The sequence below is a fragment of the Paenibacillus sp. 1011MAR3C5 genome (genome assembly GCF_003591485.1).
Taxonomy (GTDB): domain Bacteria; phylum Bacillota; class Bacilli; order Paenibacillales; family Paenibacillaceae; genus Pristimantibacillus.
The window spans coordinates 185706-208198 of the sequence record NZ_QZCF01000009.1 but is presented as its reverse complement, the minus strand read 5'-3'; the positions used below and the strand labels follow the sequence as shown (position 1 = coordinate 208198).

Here is a 22493-nt window from a genome sequence, read left to right as displayed (position 1 = left end):
TGCATATGGTCGAAAAACGGAGAAGCAGATTAACCATAAACGCGTGTATCGTCTGATGAAGATAAAAGGGATTCAATCCGTCATCCGTAGGAAGAAAAAGAAATATGAGCATTCTACGCCGCAACATGTTGCTGAGAACGTATTAAACCGTCAGTTTCAGGCGGAAGCACCGAACGAAAAGTGGTTGACGGATGTCACTGAATTTAAGTACGGTTATGGTCAGAAAGCCTATTTAAGTGCAATTCTCGACCTTCATGATAAATCGATTGTTTCTTATGTACTGGGGCATTCCAATAATAATCCGCTCGTATTTAAAACAGTGAAGTTAGCGCTAAAGGCAGCACCAAAGAGCAAAGCGCTCCTTCATAGTGACCGGGGCTTCCAGTACACGTCTTCGAGTTTTAAGAGAATGTTGGATAAAGCTAAGCTAAAGCAGAGCATGTCACGAGTTGGGCGTTGTATTGATAATGGGCCTATGGAATCCTTTTGGGGAACGTTGAAATGTGAAAAGTACTATTTACATAAATACCAGACCTTTGAACAGTTAGAGAACGACATTGATGATTATATCCACTTTTACAATTACGAACGATTACAGAAAAAACTAAACGGCCTCAGTCCCAAAGAATTTAGGGCTAAGGCCGCATCATAGATCTTTATTTTTTGTACTGTCTACTTGACGGGGAGCAGTTCACAGCTCTGGTTGGCTTTTGCCCTGCATCGTCTCCATCATACTCGATTCAGCTTCCTAATCCGCGGCCTGATCGAAACAACGGTGCAGGATTGTCTCTAATTATGCAATATACCAATCTCTCGATCGGAAAGGAGAGCTCTCTCACAAATTTACGGTCTGCTGTGAATACAGCATCAGGCTGGGCTCCATGACATTCCCGCAGCCTTAATCTGGCACGGAACAAGATGGAGCGGACCGCCGACATGGTCGTGCTCAGTCCGCTGGCAATTTCCTTCATGCTATAGCCGAAATAATCGGCCAGCAGCCATACAACGACTTGCCTGAGCGGCATACAGCGGGCCACCCACTCCATCCAGCCTCGCACTTCCGCATAATCCACATCCAGGGCGGCACCCGTCTTTGCCGAATCCAGCTCCTGCTGCCCCGGCCCGCTGCGCCGGTATTCGTCATGCCATCGGTTTTTGGCTACCCGGTACAAGAAAGGCCTAACCTCCTTGATATCACCCTTTCTTGAGTAATAGCTGAATGACTTGACCAGCGTCTCCTGATAAAGGTCCTCGCCATCCCATACGGAGCCTGACAAGTAGCGGCAGTACTTGCGCAATTCCGGTAAGTGCGACTGTACGAGCGTTTCAAAATGGGAGGAGGACATAAGCTTTTCTCCCTTCTTTTTACGTATTCGGAACTTCCAGCATTAGCTTCGTATGTTCGACTGACAGCTTAACTTTGTTTTGAATGCCCAGCCTCTGTCTCAGCTCTTCAGGAATTTGCAGCCTGCCGAACCGGTCTACAACGGCATACTCCTCGTGCTCCTCATTCGTCCTCGCAGACTGCTCTGTCTCAGACGCCGACCGCTTGATCATCTCCGAGCTTGTCATCCCGTCCCGAATCGCAACGACCCGATCAACCTTGCGCGCCAAGGACAGATCATGCGTGACGATGACAATCGTCGCTCCTGTCTCCTTGTTCAAGCTGCGGAAAATGTTCATAATCTGGTCGGAAGTTTGTACGTCCACGGAGCCTGTTGGTTCATCTGCAAGCAGCAGGGACGGGCGATTGGCAAGCGAGATGGCAATTGCCGTTCGCTGCTGCTCTCCGCCGGACAGCTGCACCAGCTTATTGTTGATTCGATGCGACAACCCTACCCACTCGATCAATTGCTTGGCGTAAGCTGAATCGACCTTCCCAGCTACCATCATCGCCGTCTCCACGTTCTCCAGCACGGTCAAATAAGGAAGCAGATTCCGCGAATTGTTCTGCCATATAAACCCGACGGTATTCCGTTTGTAGGCGACCCGCTCCTTCTCGTTGATCTGCAGCAAGTCCCACTCTCCTACGACTGCTTTTCCTGCTGAAGGGCGATCCAGACCGCCCAATATATTAAGCAGCGTCGACTTTCCGCTGCCGCTGTTGCCGATAATGGCAATCATCTCTTTATGCTCAACCTTCAAATTCAGCCCTTGCAGGGCGACGACTTCTACGTCGTCCGACTTATAAATTTTCACCAATCCTTCGCAGTCGATCATGCAATCCCTACCTTTCCTCTCCCAGCTTCACGGCCTGATGGACACGCAGCCGCCATATCTGTACGGTCAGTACACAAGCTCCGATGGACAGCATGGCAAGCACAATGGCAAGCAGCTGCATCGTATCCCTCAGCTCGAATATGATCGTGAACGGCGGAACCTGAGCCCCTCCGCTGGTCTGCAGCAATGGCAGGAACAGCTTGCTGACCATGCGGCCGATCCCAAGCCCAAGCCCAATGGCAAGACCCGTTGTAAGCAGCTGCTCCAGCAACAGGATGAAGGTCAGTTGACCGCGCGCCAAACCCGTAGCGCGCAATATGCCCATCTGTACCGTTCTTCTCGCAAGACTGTAGATCCAAAAGAGCAAGTAGCCGATGAAAGATACGGCGACCGACACAATAAAACCAAGCGTCAAAATGCCGTACGTTCCCTCTCTCGAAGGAAGCAGCTTCTGCAGAATCCGTTCATTGCGCGCATCACGCAAGCTGGAAGTCTCAATACCTTGCCCGCGCAAATGGTTCACGACTGGCATCACTTTAGCGCCATCCTCCATATCCAGCCAGAGGGCATAAGGAGTAAGCGGAATATGATCGTAGACATAATCCAGATTGGCGATGACGAAAGGCTGCTGCGGAGACAGCGAAGGCCAGTATTCCGTTATGCCCACAACAACAAATTCAATCGGAACCTTCTGCACAGTCATCTGGATCAAGTCGCCTTGCTTCAAGGCGTTCCGCTCGGCGAAGGATTGCGACACGATAACCCCTTGTTCATAATTGCCCAGCCAGCGCAGCAGATGGAAGGGATGCGTCCCCTTGTACAGATCATGCCGCCACCAGGCACTGGCTGCGAAGTCGACATTGTCAATGCCCATCAGCAGCCCTTTGCCAAGCGACTTGCCTGCCACAGACAGATCCCCTTCTTTTTGAAGCACACGTACATGCGATTTCACGCCCGGCATCTCCTCGAACGGGGCGAGAGGCGGCTCCGTGTAGATCGTATCCCTGGGCTGATCCTCTGGTATATAGTTGCCCTTCTCATCATACAGCTGGAGTTTTCCTTCCCACACAGGCTGAAGCACGACATCGCTTCCATTGCTGTACATGATTCTCTCGCCTTCATTTCGGTCAATCGTTCGCGCCGCCGAGGCGTGATAAATGCCTAATCCCATCGTCATGACGAGCAGCAGCATTAATGGAAAATAGCTCCTTTGTGAACGGGACAGCTGAACGAGCGCAAGGTGCAACGTTATCGGAAGCCATCTTCGCAGCATCCGGTGAAGCAGCTTCAGCAGCAAAGGAAACAAACGAAGACTGACGAGTCCAGCCGAGAAGACGGCGACAGCCGGAACAAAGAAAAACGCCGGATGAATCTGCATGCCGCCGGACTGGGACTGCTGCCCTGCATGCAGCTGGCCGCTTTGGAAGAGATACCACCCGGCACCGGAAGCAAGCACTAGCACGACATCGATATACCATCGCTGCCACAATGGCTTCCGGTCGGCTCTTGCAAGTTCCTGCTTGTGTCCGACGATCGACTGCTTGCCATAACCTGCAACTGGCAGCAATCCGGCCAGAATAGCAACCGCAACGGCAACGAGCCCGTATAAGCCGGCAGAACCGCTCCACCCGATGTCAGCATCCTTGCCGATCGCGAATTGCATGAATCCATCCGTTGTCACCATAAGCCGTGCCATTCCTGCTGCGCCCAACATGCCAAGGAACCATGCAATCGCACCCAGCAACGCTCCTTCGAGCAGGAAGATGGCATAGATGAGCCGCATCTCCGCACCGCGGCTGCGCAGTACCGCAATATCATTGCGCTGCCGCTCTAGAGATTGTCTCGCATTGATATAGATGAAATAGAAGCAGAGTGCAAGCATTGGTGCAGCCAGCGTAAATAAGGTCATTTGCACCTGCAGGCTTTCCTTCTTGAACGTTCGGATCAGATCCAGAAAGCTCAGATCGACGCGGCTATTGCGCAGCATCTGGTACATATCCGGCTCCAGCCTTTGCAAGAGCTTCTCCAGCCTGCTCAAATCACCGCTTTGAAGATTCTGCAGATCGTAAAGTCCGTACCAGTTCACCGTGTTGACCGAAGCAGACAGGCTCGATACAAGCTCTTGCGCGAATACATCCGGGTGAATCATCAGTGTGCCGGAGAAGACATCCAGCCCTTGATACCAATAAGCCGATTCTGCATCCTTTGGCTGGAACACCCCTGCGATTTTGATACGCACGACCTTATTGCCTTTGGCTGTAGGCAGCGTGTATTGATACACGTCCCCGACCTCCAGATAGTTCCGGCTTCGCGCATTCTCCGAGACAACGGCTTCCATAATCCCATCGCTGCCGGGTGAGTCTCCATACATCGATCCGCTGGTCATCTCTATGTGTTCAGCTAGCCCCGATTGGGACATAAGCGACATTTGCCTTCTGCGATTATCCGTGCCGCCCCCTGATGCATCTTGCCGAAGCTGCGATTGAGCAACGGAATAGGTAGCGATAGATTGCAGGAGCGGATAGTCGATTTGCTCTGGCAGCTTGTTCGTCATATAGTCGTGCAGCGCAGCGAGCGCCTCCGGATCGGCAGGATCATTGCGCGTCGGCTGATACCTGGTCAGAAGCGAACCCGGCGGCGCACCCGAACCCTCTTCATGGAGCGTTGTGCTGATAATCCTGGACAAAGCGTGGTCCGTATAAAAGGGGATGCTGCATGTAAACGAAACGGCAAGCAATAATCCGATAAAAGAACTGATCGTCAGAGGGCGGTTATTCCACATTTTACGCCGAAGAAATCGAAGCAGCGGCTTCATTGCCCAATCACCCTCTGACCCGATTCGAGCCCCTTCAAGATCTCTACCTCAGTAGCTGTTGTCAGCCCCACTTCAACATCCACTTCGCGCTTACTGCCGTCCTCATCCACAACCTGCACATAATTTCTGCCTGATGCCTTCTTCAGCGCGGACGGCGGAATCAATACCGCATCTTGCTTGCGTTCCGTCACAACAGAAGCGCTGAGCGGCGTCCCGGCTTGTACATCCGCCGGGAATTTATCCAACTCGATTAGAACATACGAGTCCAACGATTCCTCCTTGTTCCCAGATTCGCTGGATAACGGCATCCGCGAGACTTTGCCGGAATGAGTACCCGCCGTATTAATGTTCACGCTCGCCTCCATGCCTATCGCAATCTTCTCCAGATCAGAAGCTGAGAACTTGACGGCGACCGTTAGCGTGCTCATGTCCGATATCACGCCCACCGACTCATACGCTTTAATGGGATCGCCTATTTTCTTGTTGAAGGAAACAAGTGTACCGCTGAATGACGCGGTTAGCCGAGAGGCCTCCCGCTGCGCCTTCAACTCCTCCATTTCGCCCTTCAGGAGCTCAAAGTTCAAGTCATCAACCTCGCTATGGGTATTCGTTCTAATCTTCTCAATCATGTTGAGCTCGGCCTGCCTGATCTCAATTTCCTTGCGTTTGATTTGATTATCAAGAGTGCCGGTGTCGATGACTGCAATCAATTGTCCTGCTGCAACCGTATCGCCTGGTTGAACGAGCACTTCGGCTATTTGACCGCTGTTCGAAAGGAAATGCAAGCTCTCCTGCCGCTTCGACATCAGCTTGCCTGTCGCATTCACTTTGATCTCGATCGTCGCCTTCGCTACTTTGTATTCCGGCTTCTTGGAAATATTGGGAGGCTCGATCAGCTCAATCAGTTCCGCTTCATCCGACTGGGGGGAGAAGCTGCAAGCGGCTGTCGAAACTATTAATCCCGCACAGCATACACCAAGCAGCATGTTGCGGCCATAGCGCTTAATCCAATCTTCCATCCGCCATCTCGTAGACATGATCTGCCACCTCCAGCATCGTTTGGTCATGTGTCGTCATACATATCGTCATCCTCTCTTCCGAACGAAGCCTTTCGAACATCAGCATAATCCGCTCAGACATACGGGTATCCAGCTCGGCTGTCGGCTCATCCGCCAGCAGCAGCCTGGGCCGGGGGGCGATCGCCTTAGCAATCGCTACCCGTTGCTGCTCTCCTCCGGACAGCTCATAAGGTCGATGCTGCGCCCTCTGTGTCATCCCGACCTGCTCCAAGCATTCATCGATTCTATCCTTCCATTGCGCGGATGGAAAGCCCGATAATCGCAGTCCCAACTCAACATTCTCCCAAGCCGACAACAGGGGGTGCAGCGCGAAGGCTTGAAAGATGAATCCAATTTCGCTTTTACGGACGCGAGTGCGCTGTTTATCCCCCATTCGATGGAAGTGATGTTCGCCAACCTGAACATGCCCTTCGCTAGGCATATCCAAACCGCCGATGATGTTCAGCAGCGTTGTTTTGCCTGAACCCGATCTTCCCTTCAATATGGCAAGCTGCCCGGTGTTCAAGCGCATATCAATCCCCTTCAGCACGTGAACCTCCGCAGCACCGGATCGGAATGTCTTATAAATGCCCGATAGACTGACAATAGGCTCCGTGCATGAACCAGGTTCTTCGCATGCTTGACTATTCCCTTCGCGACTATCCTGCGAACATGAAGTTTGCTGCAAATCCTCCACCTCCGCCTTGCTCCTTCTCTCCGCTCAGATTGGCTTCCGCCAGCGCATCCGCCCCTCTGCTTGTAATCGCATCAAACGCTTCATCCACACTTTTCCCTCCGCTTGACGCAGCGCTGATCTCTTCACCCGCGATCTTCGCAAAGCTGTCTCGGAAGCCCTTAGGATACCAATGTGTGGTCTCCATCGGAAGCGGCTTAAGCTTATAGAAAGGTTCCAGGTTTACGCCATCGGAAGTCGTCTCGTACCCGAGGCGCGATTGCAAATCCATCGCTGTATTCGATCGTATCTTGGCAGCCTCTTCTCCATGGACGTACTGGATGAATGCCCACGCCATATCCGCTTGTGAAGAAGCGGCATTAATCGAGAAGATTTGCGAGACCGTATAGGCGCTTGTCATATCTGGCGTAGCAGCATCAACCGGCGCTGTCACAACCCCCATGTTCACTTCTTCCGGCTGGCTGCTGGATGAATCGGAATCGCCAGCCGCACTGACTGCTCGTACTCCCATGCTGCCTCTAAGATTAATCATATTGGAGTTATCGATGACCATCGCTGCCCGTCCATCATTGAAGAGCATGCTGTCCATCGAGAACATCATCCCCCCGTCTCCTTGCTGGGGCACTGGCTGATGAATCGTCTTGTTCTGGTAACCCTCCACGACTTCACGGAAGATTTCCCTCCATTCCAGCTCCGACATGGTCAACTCCGTGGCATCCGCGTTCAAATAATTCAAACCTTTGGCAGCTGCCATGTCCTTAATGAGCTGGAATGGGTCTTGGGCAAACATGGAGCTTGCCAATCCGTAAATTCGCGTCTCGTCATCGCCGTCTGTCGGGAATCGCGCGGCCAGCTTAAGCACTTCTTCCCAGGTCATGAAGTCTGTTGGTTCCGGAACGCCGTATTTGGCGAACAGATCTTTGTTGTAGTAGAGCGCATTGGTATTGAAGGTCGGCGCCAATCCATAGAGCTTGCCTCCGCCTGCGTCACGCAGCAATTGAACGACGCCTTCTACCATCTGGTCCAATTCGAACCCGGTTTGCGTGACCATGGAGTCCAGTTCATACAACCTCCCGTCCGCCGCCAGCGCTTCATATTGCGACGCCGTCAGCACGACGATATCCGGCTGGTTTTCGTCGACCAGGTCGATCATCGCTTGCGTGGGATCTTTGCTCATAGCTGCATCCATGGTCGAGATGACCTCGAATTGCACATTCGGATATTTGGCGCTGAACACATTCCCATAGCTTTGATAGAACATCTGCTCATTGATGAACGCAACCTTTAAGGTCACCGGTTTGTCCGGGTCAATCCCCTGTGGCTTGCCCTCTCCATTATTCGAGCTGCAACCCGCCAATACGATGACGAACAACAAACAGTAGATGATCCCTCTCCCTAACATGTGCTTCATTCTTTCTTTCCCCTTTCAAGCTTGAAATGGTTATCCATAGGTCAGCATGAAGGAGTTCTCTTAGAATTGTCTTAGAGAACTTTAAACGAAGCTTAAAGATCGATGGCATTTCTGTGTAATGGGCGCACAAGGAGCGTACGGGAAGCTTTCTGTTGTGAATATCAATGGCTGAACAAACCAAAAAACCTCCATCCCTGGAGGTTTGAGTCATGCAATATGAACGCTACAAAGCTGGCAGTGTAAAGGTGATCTTCGTTCCTTGCTGCTGGACGCTTGCTGCTTCAATCCTTCCACCGTGGCGCAAGACGATCCACTTAGCAATGGAAAGTCCGAGGCCTGCCCCTCCTTCTGTGCGGGTGCGTCCCTTGTCTCCCCGGTAAAACCGGTCAAAAATATGAGGCAAATCCGCAGCTGCCACTCCATTGCCATTGTCTTTGACCGTCAAGGTGACATGCCCCGAAGCGGCCGTGCATGTCAGATGGACGCTTCCGCAATTAGGCGTATACTTAATCGCATTATCCAGCACGATCATCAACAATTGCTGAAGCCGTTCCTCGTCCCCATTCACCCTAAGGTTGGGATTCACGTGCCACGACAAGGCAATATCCTTAAGGGAAGCAAGCGGCATCACTTGCCCCAGCACCTGCTCCGCCAATCGCCCCAACGATACCGGCTTCATCTGAAGCTCAAGCTTGTCCGCATCGGTCTGCGACAGTGTCAGCAATCCGTTAACCAACTTCTTCATTCGCCGTATTTCATTCAGTATGGTAGAGATTTCACGGCTATCCTGTTCGATCGTATGGTCAGGATGCCGAAGCAACAGCTCCGTATGCGTCTGCAGCACAGCCAGCGGGGTTCGCAGCTCATGAGATGCATCAGCTACAAACTGCTGCTGCTTTTCCCATGAGGATCGTATGGGTACCAATGCCCGATCAGCCAAATACAATCCAGCGAAGACCGACAACCCGGCACCGAACACAATACCGATAATAATTAGTCCCATGACAACATTCAACATGCTGATTTCCGTACTGATATCACTGATCAACTGGATGTAGCTATCTTTATCCGGGACCGAAACATAATTCAGCCTCTTCGCATTGTCTGCGTTAATCTGGATGTTAATGACCCGATACACCGCCCCGTCATGACGGACGTTGAACAACTCCGTCTTATGAAATGTACGCCTTAGCTTCTCCACGAGCTGATAGGGATACCTCTCCGGTATAAGCGTGGTTAAGGGATTAAGCCCCTCATCCCAAATAATCATATTAATCGTACGTTCAAAAGTACTGGCCGTCGCGCTCCAAGTACCTAATGATGCAATGCGGGTCGCAATACCCCCTGTGAATAAAAATGTCATCTCCGGTTGCTGCATGGAGTATTCCGCTGCCCGCGTCTGCATCGCATGATCGATTTTCCCAATAATGGCGGTGCGCAAGTACACATACATACTCGTCCCCAACATAGCGAGAATGAGAAACATGACGGACGCATTCAGCAGCGTCAGCCTAGCTTTCGTTTTTCGGAACATCGGCTTTCCCCTTTACCATATAGCCTATGCCGCGAACCGTCTGGATCAGATCGGAATAACCTTGCGCCGTTAGTTTCTTCCTCAAATAATGAATATACAGATCCACGATGCCAGCTCCTGAATCCGTATCAAATCCCCATATTCGATCCAATATTTGCTCACGCGTCAGAATCTGATTTCGGTTAATGAGCAGAAACTCGATCAACTCATATTCTTTGGCTGAGAGCCTCAGGGGAACTTCGTTAACGAATCCTTCCTGGATCTTGGGCCGGAGAATCAATCCTCCCACGCTAATGTCACCTAAATCACCGAGCTTGCCGTGTCTGCGCAGAATCGCTCTTGAACGGGCCAGCAGTTCGGGAAAGGCAACCGGCTTGACCACGTAATCATCCGCTCCCGCATCCAGTCCCTGAACTCTGCGCTCAATAGCATCCACTGCCGAGAGCAGCAGAATTGGCGTCATGACGCCTTGCGACCTTAGATGATGAATAAGTGCAATACCGCTCATGCCCGGCAGCATCACATCCAATATGATCAGATCGTAGATGTTCTGCTCTGCCAAGTACAGGCCTTCGTCGCCGCACATCGATTCTTGGACGGTGAAGCCTTCTTCCCGAAATACGCTGGAAACAGCATGCACCAATGAAACATCGTCTTCAACTATAAGCACCTGCATACCCTTCAACCTTCCCGAGCCTAATCATGCAATCAGTATAAGCGAGGAAGCTTAAAATTAAATTAGAACGATATGGCATAACAAAGGAAAAATCATGCTTCGATGAGCAGCGGAAGAAACCGGGCGACTCATGCTGTGAATCTCGTAAGAAGCTAATCGGCTCCCAAATTATTATACGCAGGGCCCTGCGTATAAAAGAAACGAGCACCGGGATTTCCGGTGCTCGTCTTTATTAGGCATATCAATAGGTTTTGCTTTTAATGCCCGCTGCCTGATGAACGAGGACTCCGTCCCACATAGACAAGATTAACGGCATACAGGAGAAGAAGCACGCCAAGAATACCGGCAGATAAGCCAAACATGGGAGCATATTCTCCATTCTTAACGCCTAGTCCAAGCAAAGCTGAGCCTGCTGCTACACCGATGTCCAACCCGATCAGAAAAGTGCTATTGGCTGCACCCCGTCTCTCTGGCAACGCCCGTTGAATCGTCCATGCCAGCATATAAGGCTGGACGGCTCCGAACGACAAGCCATAAACAAAGGCTGATAGCATGAATAGCGGGAAGCCAGTTGCAGCCGACAGCATAGTTAAAGCAACAATGCCAAGCATCATGCCGGGCACGAGAACATACGCCGGCCCCCTCCTGTCGAATAGCTTTCCTGCCAGCGGCCTTACTAGAATCGAGGCGCCACTAGACAGCAGGAAGAAGATCCCGCCATTCATGATGCCAAGTTGCTGCCCGTATAATACAACATAAGTCAGAATGCCTCCATAACAGCAGGTGAATAGCATAAGCAGCGCAGCCGGAAGCAATGCGGAACGCTCAAATATACTGGCCAGCAAAGCATGTGAGCGGCGTCCAGAGAGAGCAATCTCTTTGGAGAGAGCCGTCCCTTCATTCCGTCCCCTTAAGGACAGCACTAGCGGAAGCACGGCGACTGCAGAAGCCGCCATAAACAACGCCAATGCGCCGAATTGTCCATATATCCATCCGCCCGCATACGGTCCGACCGCCATGCTGGCCAGGCCGAATAGCATAAAGGTGCCGATGCCCGCTCCTTGTTGACCTGGTGGAATCAGATCGGACACGAGTGTTGCATATGAAGCAGTCAAGATGCCCCAGCCGATGCCAAGTCCGATACTGCAGCCTATAACCCAGCCTATCGATGGCGATAGCATGTAAGCAAGAGAGGCGAGCAGGAACGCCAGCAATCCTGCGATAACAATTCGCTTTCGATTCCAGTGATCCAGTGCATATCCCGTCCCTAATCGGATGAGGACTGCTGCAACCGTAATAACGGCAACAACAAGCCCTACGACAGCCCGTTCTACACCAGTGTCCGTCAGATAGACGGGAAGCGTAGGCAGCAGCATCTGAAAGGACAAGAAGACAAGCATATTGCACATGCAAATTTTAAGGTATGCCGCCGACCAATAACCGCCATTCCCATCATTATGCTTCATCATACTTTGTCCCCTTGGTACCCGAAATTAACGCAAGCCTTTTAATGCGCCGCTCCAGGCTGTCACTTGATCCAACATATCATGAACGGATTTCGTATGCAGCTCGGCAGGTTTAAAGGTATGGAATTGTTCAAAATCCGTGAAGATGGACAAGGTAGGATGAACGCGTACGTCCGCTACCAGCAATTCACCTAATATCCCCCGCAAATGTTCGGCTGCACGGGCGCCTCCGGTTGAGCCATAGCTCACGATTCCGGCTGCTTTGTTGTTCCATTCATGATAGGCTGTATCGAGCGCATTTTTCAGAGCCCCGGTTATACTATGATTGTATTCCGCAACGATGAATACATATCCATCCATTTCATCGATTTTTTGCGCCCATGCCTTGACGCCCGCATCGTCCGGATCACCTTCTCCCATAAAGGGAAGCTTATATTCGGCTATATCAATAATCTCATAGTGTCCATCCCTGCGACCGCCGGCTATGCCTTTAATCCATTCGCCAACTTGCGGGCTCACCCTTCCTTGACGGGTACTCCCCAAAATAATGCCGATCTTAAGCTGCTCGCTCATTTGCTTCATCTCCGTTTTATATAAATTTCTCTCTGTTTTCCGCCAGCCACTGCGCGAACGTTCGCGCGGGACGACCCGTAATCTGTTCGACAGTCGGCAAGACCTGATAGGACTCCTTGGGCGGACTAGCATGCCAGCCGACGACATAATCGATGACGTCTTCCTGAATCCCGGCTTGGCGCATCTTAGCCCGTTCTTCCTCTGCTGACAATTCGACGAACCCAATATCCCGGCCAAGCTCGGCACTCAGTAAGCGCAGCTTGTCGGGTATGGACAGCACCTCAGGTCCAGTTAACGTATAGCTCTTAAAAGCATGGCCATCCTCCATAAGCACCGTTGCAGCAACACTGCCAATGTCCGCCTCATGAATCATGGCACTTAATACTTGACCGTTCAGATGCCTGACGATACCTTCCGATCGAATGGACTCCGCCCATTCCCGCGCATTGGACATAAATTCAACTGGCGGCTGAAGATGGGTCCATTCCAGCCCGCTTGCTTCTACCGCCTCTTCTACCGGACCTCGCTCGCCGCTCCACAATAGCGTCACTTTTCGCACACCAGCCTTTTCAGCCAGCGCTGCGATTTCAGCTCCGGTTTGCAGCGGAGCGGAGTCGGCACCGTTAAAGGTAATCAAATGCATGGCGGTTACGCCATCCAGTGCCGGAGCAAGGGTCTGAGGATCGGTTAAATCTCCGTATACGACCTCCACGGACTGTGGCAGATTGGCAGTTGCAGGGTTGCGTGTTAGGGCCCTGACGCGAGCACCCGAACGGACAAGCTGATCAATGACATGCCGTCCTACATTCCCGGTTGCGCCTGTTACTAGAATAGTCAAAAGTATACTTCCTCCTTAGATCGCTTCATTGGATGCATGAACATCTCTAAATTTACATCAATTCCCACTTCAATGCGTCCTGCGTACGTCTAATTAACACATAAGAAAAAGGTCTTATCCGAAGATAAGACCTTTGCTAAGACCTTCCATTAGCCGAACCATTTGTTTTTGGTCGCGAACAGGGCCGCTTGTGTACGATCCTGCATCTCAAGCTTGGCTAAAATATGCGTAATATGGGTTTTTACTGTTTTCTCCGAGATATGAAGCTCAGCCGCAATTTCCTTGTTGCTCTGACCGAGCGTAATATGCTGCAAGACTACGCGTTCCTTCGCGGTGAGAGCGTCAATTCGCTTCTCCTCTTCATTCTCCTTGACTACGTGGGACATCAGCTGATGAGTGGCTTCCGGGTGCAGCGTCTTTCTGCCATCCATCGCAGCCTGAATGGATTCGATCAATACTTCCGGTCTAACATCCTTTAATTGATAGCCGATGGCGCCTGCCTTGATCGCTTGCAGCACCGACTCCCGGTCTGAGTAGCTCGACAGGATAATGACTTTCACCTTCGGATACTGCTCCGTTATAATCCTTGTGGCCTCAATCCCGCTCATTCCCGGCATCATTAAATCCATGAGCACAATATCGGTATTCAGCGTTTGCACCTGCTGGAGGGCCTCTTCCCCGTTCTGGGCCTGACCGACAATTTCAATAGCAGCCTGGGTTTGCAGGAAGAATCGCAGTCCTCTGAGTACAACCAAATGATCGTCTACGATCAGCACTTTTATGGTCTTCATGTTAGTTCTCCCTTGAACGCGGCACCGTCACGGCAACGATGGTTCCTTTGCCTTCTGTACTGTTGATTTTCAAGCTTCCATTGACTTGCGCCGCTCTTTCATTCATGCTGCTGATGCCAAGCGTTACGAGCTTCGTCTCTGCTTGCTCGGGCACGAACCCGCAGCCATAGTCGATGATACTCATTTGAATATGGTCTTCAATGGACTGAATCTTGATCGTAGCGCGATTCGTCCGGGCATGCTTGCTCACATTATTGATCGCTTCTTGTCCGATCCGCCACAAGGTTTTTTCTACCTTCTCGGTGAATTGCACATCATCCTTCATCTGTAAGGTGACATGAATGCCGAGTTTTGAAGCGTATTCCTTCAAAGAAGCAAGCATCCCTTTCTCTGCGCTATACGGGCGAAGCTGCCAGATCAATGTGCGCATCTCCGACAAAGTCTCTTGCGACAGCTTCTGAATATCGCTGATTCCGTCCGCGACGAGCGGGTTTTCGTCTTTCAGCAGCTCTTTGATGCCTTGCGCAGTCAGCGATAAGGAAAACAGCTTCTGATTGACAGAGTCGTGCAGATCAAGCGCGAGCCTGTTCCTCTCTTCCGACAACAACAGATCCTGCCATTCGTCGTACAAACGGATTCTTTCCATCGCCAATGAAATATGATCCGCCAGCGTTGTTAAGATTTTAATCTCCAATCCGCTGAATGTGGACAACTCTCTGCCGATAAGAAGCACCCCGAGCGGTTCATTTCCGAGTTGCGGCTCTTGTTTTTGCAGAGGTATCGCGGTCGAATACATATGTTGGCTAGGTTGCAGCGCAGCAAAGGAAAAGGGGGTATCCTTGCTCTGGCATACGGTCCGCTCGAGGAAAGCTTGATGAATAATATCTGTAGATTCTTCCTCTGCATGGAGACGGGATTCATTCAAGACTCTTGCATTCTCGTTGTCATAGAGGGCGCGCAGCAACAGCCGATTGCCATGATGAACGGCAATGGCTACTGTAGGCCAGTCGAAATACGTGCCAATATTCAGCACTACCGTGAGCAGCAGCTCTCTTAAGTTATTGATCGCCCAGATATGCCGCGTCACTTCATTGGTGCTGTTATAATAATCCACAATATAGCGCGCAATATTGTCAACGGCGAGCTTCTCCTTTTGCTCAAGCAGTCGAGTTCGCTCCACGGCTGTACCGATCTGATAGGCCACCCCTTCAAGAAGGGCAAGCTCTTCGTCGCTGAAATGTTCTTTGCCAGGCGATCCCACATTCAGCAGGCCGAAGCGCTCCCCGCATATCGTCAACGGTACCGTGGCGTGATGGGTAAGATTATTCGTATCGCCAAGCGACTGCTTGACCGAATCATGGAGACGCTCGCATTCAATGATGTTCACTGCTTGATTGAGCGAATCTCTCCAATAGAGCTGGAGACAGAAGCATACTTCGCCCCGCATAGACTCTTTGTCATTCCGGGCAAGCGCCGGAGGCAGGTTATGATCCGCTACATGATGATAAATCGGCTCATCATCCGCCAGGAAGATCCAGCCCGTCTTCAGCCCGGTCAGTTCCAGAAGCTTCTCCAGCGTGCTCTGGAGCATGGGCTTCATATCATGATTTTGGTTCAAGGTTTCCGCGATTGTTTTCAGAATAAGCAATTCCTTATAATGCAGCGTCCGTTCCTCGTACATCCATTTCACCACCATCTCATGCAATCCATCTGAATAGCTAGATCATACCTTATTTCTCCAGGAGTATAAATAATATTTCAATCCGAAAAAATCTGTTTCGAATCCAGGCAATGCTATTACACCTGGTCCTACGAATATTGTCATCTTGTCGACCGTCCATCGACTAGGGACAAAAAAAGGATTGGACCATGTCCGGAAGCTGGACGAAATCAGCAGCGAGCTTCAATTGTCCAAGTTTCAATTGATCATCGAGAAAAATAAGGATGTATATGCAGCGGCGTGTTTGTCGCCTAATCATTAAATAGGGGCTGTCTCATCTATGGAGACAACCCCTTCTTTAGTTCTATATTTGACTCTAGCCGGCAGCCCACAAGTCGAGCTCAATCTTCAGCTCAGGCAGTCCGAGCGCCTGCACATAAGCAACTGTCATCGATGGCGGCGTGGCGCCGAAGGTCGCGCCCCACACCCCGTAGAAGTGATCCCAGTCGATCTGTTCTGTGGCCCAAATGTTGACCTTAACGACATGATCAGGCGTTAATTGCTGCGAAGCCAGCACCTTCACAATATTATCGAGGGTGTGGGTCGCTTGTTGATTGAGATCAGGCGGTATGTTGCCGCTGGCGTCTGTTCCGATTTGCCCGGAAAAGACATACCATTCGGCATTCCGGCTAATCTTCGTAACATGGCTATATTGACCGACCGGCTGCGCGATCGTGTCGGGATTCGTGCGTTGTACGACAAATGTATCTGTCATTGTAAATTCTCCTTTTCAATAGGTAAGCTATTTGATTGGAATGACCGTAAATGGACAGACGTATCCCGTCTGCGGTCATTCTAGAAGAAAACAGCTGTTGAATATCCAATGCCAGAAGACAAATTGCGCAAAACCCTCTTTTTCATTGAATACCCCCCTATCAAAAAAGTGTAGTATAGCTGAAATATTATAACACAGATGATACTGGCATAGCCATGCACGCTAATCTTTGTCAGTCGGTTAACAAAAACAAAGTGCAAAGACAGCACATTGGCCATCCATGCACCCTGTTAGGCACAATTGCATTTCTTGAAACAGACTTACTTCATGTCCGCCATGAATTGTCTGAAGTTCTCCACGATATCCTTCGATTTCGTATGATGTACATAATGGGACGCATCGAAGACAACCATTTTGCCATTCGCTACGCTAGCCGCTTGCTCCTCATGGAGTGGAACCCATTCCTCTGAGAGATTTTGGCCTCCGACAAGAAGCAGCAGCGGAAGGTCAACCGGGAACTTCATATGCTTGCCCTCTTTGAAATTCGAGGAGATGTGCTCCATCTCGTTCAAGATGGAAGGGTTGAACATGTTCTTAAGCTGGAGCAACCCGATTTGTTCTCTGGTTTCATCATTATAAGGCAAGCCTTCATAAGGATCGGGAGTAAATTTCATCATCAATCGGGCAAAGCCTGAGTTTTTGAGCAGCTTAAATTTTCCGATCGGGAATTCGACATCCATCCCGCCCTGCGTGGGAACACTGGTATCGATCCCGACAAATGCCGTAATTTCATCCCTGTACTTGCTTACATAATCGACTCCGTATAGACCGGCAATCGAATGTCCCATCAGGATATAGCGGCCAATGTTAAGGCTTTGCAGCGCCTCATGGATTTCTTGAACCATAGTTTCGGTTGTGCGGTCCTTATCGGTCAAGTCGCTTAATCCGTATCCGAATGGTTCAATGGCGACTACTTTGTAATAAGGCGACAGCTCGTCTATGAGCGGCTTGAAGTCCAGTACAGGCGACGCTGTTCCATAACCCGGCAGAAGCACAACTGTCTCTTCGCCTTCCCCTTGAATGAGCACATTCATATTTTTGCCGTCTACGGGAACAAACTGTCCGTATGCCTGGATCTTCTTCTGATCCGTCTTGTTGCTGACCACATTCACGATATATACGATCGCGATAAAAGCTACAATCAATATTAGGATTACTGCTAATGTTTTAAGTAGAATCCTCAGCCACTTTTTCATCTTACCTACACCTTTCTTCACCAGTTAATTAGGCTGCTGTAGCGGCCGTCAAAGCAAGCTTAACTGATGAAGATGTACGGACAATGACGCGAATATGAACTGAATATGAATAAGCGCAAAAAACCATTCTAACGGATCACTCGCTCGGAATCGTCATAGGCAAGATGACGATAAACGTCGTTCCTCGTCCAATCTCGCTCTCCACCCGAATTTGGCCCTGATGCAGCGATACGATCTGCTTCGCGATGGCCAGCCCCATGCCGCTGCCGTCATACTTGCGGCTATGGGAACGATCGGCTTTGAAAAACCGCTCGAATATCCGCTTCTGATCCTCCTGAGAGATGCCTATCCCTCTGTCGGCTATGCGGACGGTAACATTTTTGGCGTCTGGTTTGACACTGACGTTAATTGTACCGCCATCCTGAGAAAATTTGATGCTGTTGCCGAGTATATTGGTCCAAACCTGATTGAGCTGATCATGATCTGCCGCTAATGAAACGGCTCTCAGATTAAGCTCGAAATCAATGTTGCGGGCTGACCATTGCGGCTGAATCGCTACAATGACCCGCCTGAGCTGCTCATCAAGTCTGAGCTCGGTTACACGCAGCTGCTGCGAACTGGATTCCAGCAAGCTCAGCTTTAGCAGACTATCGCTCATCTTGGACATGCGTTTCGCTTCGGAGATGATAATATCGAGATAGCGATTTCGCTCGCTCTCGGTGATGCCTGCTTGCTTGAGCGCTATAGCATAGCCGGATATCGAGGTAAGCGGCGACTGCACTTCATGCGATACATTCGATACGAACTCCTTGCGCATCTGCTCCAGCTGCTTCAGATCCCGCATCATCTCTTCGAAGCTGCGGGCGAGCGTGCCCAGCTCACCCTTTTGCTTAATGTTCAGCTTGACGTTGAAGTCTCCCGCCGCAATCCGTTTGGTTGCTTCGGTCAGCTTCTTGATCGGCCTGACCAGGAACATAGCAGCTACAAGAATAAGCAAGCTGCCCGTTATTAAGCTATTAGTCAAAAACTTCACCAACAGTGATACGGATGACGCGGCAAGCGGCTCTACAAACATGGCTTTCGTTCCTGTCTCTGTATGAAGAGGCATGCCCAGCAGAACAGGCACTAATCCCTTCGAGCTGATCTGCAGCACTTCTCCAGCCAGCACTTGATTGATTTGCTCCGGCGTTACTTCAGATACGCTCTGACCGTTCAGCTCCCCGAATGATTGAATATGCCCGCCTTCGTCATACATGCGAATATAGTAGGAATGGAGCTGTTTCATGCCGCTGACATACGAATCCGCCTCCGCAAACGGCAAGGCATCGTAGATCCGAGAGACGTCTTCGCCAAAGTGGAATACGTTGAGCATCAGGTTATCGTTCAGTTTGTCCTGATACAGCCACGACGTGGTAAACGTAGCAATGATCGTCCCCCCGATGACAGACACCAGAAAGGTCAATACGACACGGGTATATAAGGAACTAATCATGGAGTTGCCTCAAGCCGGTAACCGAGACCGCGCACGGTATCGATCCGAAAATCAGGTGTTTTCGCGAACCGTTCGCGCAGCCGCTTGATATGGACGTCTACCGTCCGCTCATCGCCTGCGTAATCCATTCCCCAGATCTGATCGATCAGTTGCTCGCGCGTATAGATTTGTCCGGGCTTGCCGGCGAGCTTATACAGCAATTCAAATTCCTTGAGCGGGAGGGCGAGCGATTCCGTTTCTCTCGTGACCTTATAGGTCTGCCGATCCAATGTGACGCTGCCGATCTGAATCGTCTGCATCGAGCCCATTCCGTATCGCTTCAGCAGCGCCCTTACACGAACGGTCAATTCCAACGGATCGAACGGCTTTGTCAAATAATCATCGGTTCCGAGCTGGAACCCTTTCACCTTCTCCCATGTCTCTCCTCTCGCAGTCAGCATAAGCAAAGGGAGATCCGGATTGACTTTTCGCAGCTCTTTGCATAGCTCCCAGCCATCCATGATCGGCATCATAATATCAAGCACGACAAGATCGATCCGCGTCGAGGCGTATACGGCCATGGCTTCCTTGCCGTCTGCAGCTTCGACAGTCTCAAATCCGTCGTTTCGCAAAAATAAGCAGACGAGTTCGCGAATGTTCGTATCATCATCAGCAACCAGTATCGTAGGCATCCGTTCCCTCTTTTCCCTGTATTACTTGGTAATCAGTATACTATAAAGCCGATGCCGTGCATAAATGCGGGAGATATTAGAAGGACAAGGGGCTGACTAGCTGCGCGGAATAGAAAGGGATATAAAAAAGCAACTGTCGTGTCAGGACAGTTGCTTTTAAGATTTCTCAGGATGCTCTACCAGATCAATAATTTTCTTAATATCCGAAATATGAAGCGCTTCTGCAATTCGTTCAATGTGATTGAAGTTAATGTTTTCCCTTTTTCCGCTCGATAGTTCACTGAGCGCAGCATGCCTGACATCGGATAGCCGAGACAATTCCCTTAACGAGATATTGTACTCTTTGATAAGTTCCGGGATTTTGACAACAACTTTCTTGGGCATTCAATCACCAACTATTTATGAATTCGACCATTGACTATACGCAATAGCGTATCATATAATATGGGCAATTATGGTACGTATATACGTAACAAATATGATCATGGAGCTGGTATGAGTATGGTCGAAATGATGACTGTATACGAACGTCTGGTTGAGGAAGAGGATGAGCTGCTGTCCAAGATTGAAATCTGCGAGGGCTGATGGATTGTCTGCACGATGCACGCCACGTTTAAAAACTACAACAGCGCCTTTGACTGGCTGCGTTAACGGACAATATAGAGCAGGACCTACCCTCTCCGGGCTGGAGTGATGCTTTGAGGATTTCGGAACACATTTTTGGGATCGTACTTCGCTTTTACTTTCCGCAGCCTCGGATAGTTCGCGCCATAGTAGACGGGCCCCGAATTTTTGATTCCTTGATCCGGAACATTGATATAGGACCCTACGATAAAGGGTTGCAGATTCCGGCGTGTCTGGCGTACGATGGCGATATTTTTGGGACCGTCGGATTGCTTGATCCAGGAGCTGTTCCACTCCACATAAAACTTGGCCTTACGCCAGTAGAAGGCTGTTGATGCAGGCGACTTGCGGCTCACTGCCCCACCCCAGTTCAGGAAGAAGAATCCCGCGTCCTCCCCCTCTACATTCTCTAAAAATTGCCGCATAGACCGAATCGCTTTATTAGGGAACGGACGTCTGGCGAAGCCCGACGAGAACTGGTTGCTGTACCTCTGAGTAAGCACGGGATCGGGAGGCAACAAGAAGCTCACAGCTTCCGGGTAAGGCACCTGCCGAATGATTTTGCTCGTAGGCGTGCCGACGCTTGTAAGCGGCTGTAATAGACGAAGAGCTTCCGATCGAGGACCTAGGTACAGCCCTTCCATCGTGACACTGCCCCCTTTTTTTGGACCAATCGTGAGTTCGCTGCCCAGCTTGGTATTAACCGAAGGAGCCCATTTTTGCCATGCTCTGAGCACCCTCTCGAATTGATTCCACGGCCAGATAATGCGGTATACCGTTGCCTGAGCCGGAGCGCGCAGCACCTTTAATTTATACCGGGTATATACGCCAAAGTTACCTCCGCCTCCGCCGCGGGAAGCCCATAGAAGATCGGCGTTGCGATGTTTGTTCGCACGAATCACTTTTCCATTCGCGTCCACCATTTCAAGCTCAAGCAGATTATCGCTAATGAGGCCAATCGTCCGCTGAAGCGGCCCGATTCCGCCGCCGAGCGTAATTCCGCCGATCCCAACCGTAGGGCTGTCGCCAAAGGGCGCGATAAACCCTTGCCGCGCAAGCGCATGTGCGATTCTGCCGACTCGATTGCCAGTCCCTACGATAGCCGTTCCATTTTTCCTGTTCAGCTTGATCTTGTTCATATCGCTGACATCGATGACAAGTCCCCCGTTAACCTGTGACAGATTAACCTCAAGAGAATGTCTGCCGCTCCTTGGGCGAATCGGAACGTTATGTTTTCGCGCCCATTTGATGGCGTTCGCTACATCCTGTGTTCTTTGAGCAAATACAAACACTTTAGGATATCTGTCCGTATGGGGGTCCCAATTTTTACGCGCCGCTTCATAGCCCGGATCTCCTCGAAAAATCACTCGTCCGGTTAGCCCCGCTCTTGCTGTCACTCATCCCACTCCCTTGGAGATATTGATTGCACATACATTCAATATAGGAACCCTATATCGTATGAAGGACATTTGCGCAGGGAATGGGCCAATTCCCCAAAATAAATGGGATGCAATCGGTGCATGTTACATCCGTTTTACCAGAAGCTATAGAGGTTGAATTGGTACAAAAAGATAGAAGTCAGCAGCAGTGCAACAGCGAGCATGATCATCCAGATACAGCGGCGCCTGGCACATTCTTGCCGATGTACTTCGCCATGACACGGTCAATCTCTGCTTCAATCCGGGATTCTTGCAGCCCGGACGGTGTGGCGGCAGCAGCCGAACAACCCCTGGAAACCAGAGGATCAGTATCAACAGAATGGCCGCCAGGGGCAGAAACGATTTTTCACCTATACGCATCATCCAACATCCCTTCACTTTCCAACTGTGAAACTTTCCTTCATTTTACAGTCGGCTAGTAAAAGCCATTACGGTCCGCAGAATGCTTCTTACTTAAGTCCGGGTACGGGGATGTGAATGCGACGCTTGGCTGATAGACG

The 22493-nt window shown here is 50.6% G+C and carries 20 protein-coding genes; 1 reads left to right on the top strand and 19 read right to left on the bottom strand.

Going from position 1 to position 22493, the window contains the following annotated elements:
• On the top strand, window positions 1–652 hold a 652-nt coding region (locus D3P07_RS23030; RefSeq protein ID WP_119802659.1), incomplete at its 5' end, for an IS3 family transposase.
• 88 nt (window positions 653–740) lie between these two features.
• Here D3P07_RS23030 and D3P07_RS23025 read toward each other — a convergent pair.
• From D3P07_RS23025 to D3P07_RS22930, 19 genes are all read right to left on the bottom strand, one after another.
• A complete protein-coding gene (locus D3P07_RS23025) occupies window positions 741–1346 on the bottom strand; it encodes an RNA polymerase sigma factor (protein WP_119802657.1) in 606 nt (201 codons plus the stop codon).
• 19 nt (window positions 1347–1365) lie between these two features.
• A complete protein-coding gene (locus D3P07_RS23020; protein WP_119802655.1) occupies window positions 1366–2220 on the bottom strand; it encodes an ABC transporter ATP-binding protein in 855 nt (284 codons plus the stop codon).
• Window positions 2221–2227: 7 nt separating this feature from the next.
• Window positions 2228–5035 (bottom strand): ABC transporter permease, encoded by a 2808-nt coding sequence (locus tag D3P07_RS23015; RefSeq protein ID WP_119802653.1) that lies wholly within the window; start codon window positions 5033–5035, stop codon window positions 2228–2230.
• Window positions 5032–6072, bottom strand: coding sequence for an efflux RND transporter periplasmic adaptor subunit (locus tag D3P07_RS23010; RefSeq protein WP_182914473.1), 1041 nt, complete (start codon window positions 6070–6072; stop codon window positions 5032–5034). Before D3P07_RS23010 ends, D3P07_RS23015 begins: the two co-directional genes overlap by 4 nt.
• Window positions 6038–6643 carry an ABC transporter ATP-binding protein gene (locus D3P07_RS23005; protein WP_310732570.1) on the bottom strand — a complete coding sequence of 202 codons (606 nt, stop codon included), beginning with the start codon at window positions 6641–6643 and terminating at the stop codon, window positions 6038–6040. The genes D3P07_RS23010 and D3P07_RS23005 overlap by 35 nt, the downstream gene beginning before the upstream one ends.
• 109 nt (window positions 6644–6752) lie before the next feature.
• On the bottom strand, window positions 6753–8198 hold the full coding sequence (locus D3P07_RS23000; protein WP_119802649.1) for an ABC transporter substrate-binding protein: 1446 nt from the start codon (window positions 8196–8198) through the stop codon (window positions 6753–6755).
• Window positions 8199–8421: 223 nt separating this feature from the next.
• The gene (locus tag D3P07_RS22995; protein ID WP_119802647.1) at window positions 8422–9732 is read right to left on the bottom strand and encodes a sensor histidine kinase; all 1311 of its coding nucleotides are present in this window, start codon (window positions 9730–9732) and stop codon (window positions 8422–8424) included.
• The gene (locus D3P07_RS22990) at window positions 9710–10408 is read right to left on the bottom strand and encodes a response regulator transcription factor (protein WP_119802645.1); all 699 of its coding nucleotides are present in this window, start codon (window positions 10406–10408) and stop codon (window positions 9710–9712) included. Before D3P07_RS22990 ends, D3P07_RS22995 begins: the two co-directional genes overlap by 23 nt.
• 257 nt (window positions 10409–10665) lie before the next feature.
• Complete coding sequence (locus D3P07_RS22985; RefSeq protein ID WP_119802643.1) at window positions 10666–11877, bottom strand: MFS transporter; 1212 nt, start codon at window positions 11875–11877, stop codon at window positions 10666–10668.
• A 24-nt stretch (window positions 11878–11901) separates the two neighbouring features.
• Complete coding sequence (locus D3P07_RS22980) at window positions 11902–12447, bottom strand: NADPH-dependent FMN reductase (protein WP_119802641.1); 546 nt, start codon at window positions 12445–12447, stop codon at window positions 11902–11904.
• Between the two features lie 16 nt (window positions 12448–12463).
• A complete protein-coding gene (locus D3P07_RS22975) occupies window positions 12464–13285 on the bottom strand; it encodes an NAD(P)H-binding protein (protein ID WP_119802639.1) in 822 nt (273 codons plus the stop codon).
• 149 nt (window positions 13286–13434) lie between these two features.
• The gene (locus tag D3P07_RS22970; RefSeq protein ID WP_119802637.1) at window positions 13435–14076 is read right to left on the bottom strand and encodes a response regulator; all 642 of its coding nucleotides are present in this window, start codon (window positions 14074–14076) and stop codon (window positions 13435–13437) included.
• Window position 14077: 1 nt separating this feature from the next.
• Window positions 14078–15772: a GAF domain-containing sensor histidine kinase gene (locus tag D3P07_RS22965; RefSeq protein ID WP_259391652.1), complete on the bottom strand. Its 1695-nt coding sequence runs from the start codon at window positions 15770–15772 to the stop codon at window positions 14078–14080.
• A gap of 340 nt (window positions 15773–16112) precedes the next feature.
• Window positions 16113–16511 (bottom strand): RidA family protein, encoded by a 399-nt coding sequence (locus tag D3P07_RS22960; RefSeq protein ID WP_119802633.1) that lies wholly within the window; start codon window positions 16509–16511, stop codon window positions 16113–16115.
• Window positions 16512–16831: 320 nt separating this feature from the next.
• Window positions 16832–17767 carry an alpha/beta hydrolase gene (locus tag D3P07_RS22950; protein ID WP_119802629.1) on the bottom strand — a complete coding sequence of 312 codons (936 nt, stop codon included), beginning with the start codon at window positions 17765–17767 and terminating at the stop codon, window positions 16832–16834.
• Between the two features lie 136 nt (window positions 17768–17903).
• Window positions 17904–19259, bottom strand: coding sequence for a sensor histidine kinase (locus D3P07_RS22945; protein ID WP_119802627.1), 1356 nt, complete (start codon window positions 19257–19259; stop codon window positions 17904–17906).
• Complete coding sequence (locus D3P07_RS22940) at window positions 19256–19930, bottom strand: response regulator transcription factor (protein ID WP_119802625.1); 675 nt, start codon at window positions 19928–19930, stop codon at window positions 19256–19258. Before D3P07_RS22940 ends, D3P07_RS22945 begins: the two co-directional genes overlap by 4 nt.
• 156 nt (window positions 19931–20086) lie before the next feature.
• On the bottom strand, window positions 20087–20314 hold the full coding sequence (locus D3P07_RS22935) for a helix-turn-helix domain-containing protein (protein ID WP_119802623.1): 228 nt from the start codon (window positions 20312–20314) through the stop codon (window positions 20087–20089).
• Window positions 20315–20601: 287 nt separating this feature from the next.
• Window positions 20602–21951 carry an FAD-binding oxidoreductase gene (locus tag D3P07_RS22930; protein ID WP_119802621.1) on the bottom strand — a complete coding sequence of 450 codons (1350 nt, stop codon included), beginning with the start codon at window positions 21949–21951 and terminating at the stop codon, window positions 20602–20604.
• Window positions 21952–22493 lie beyond the last annotated feature (542 nt).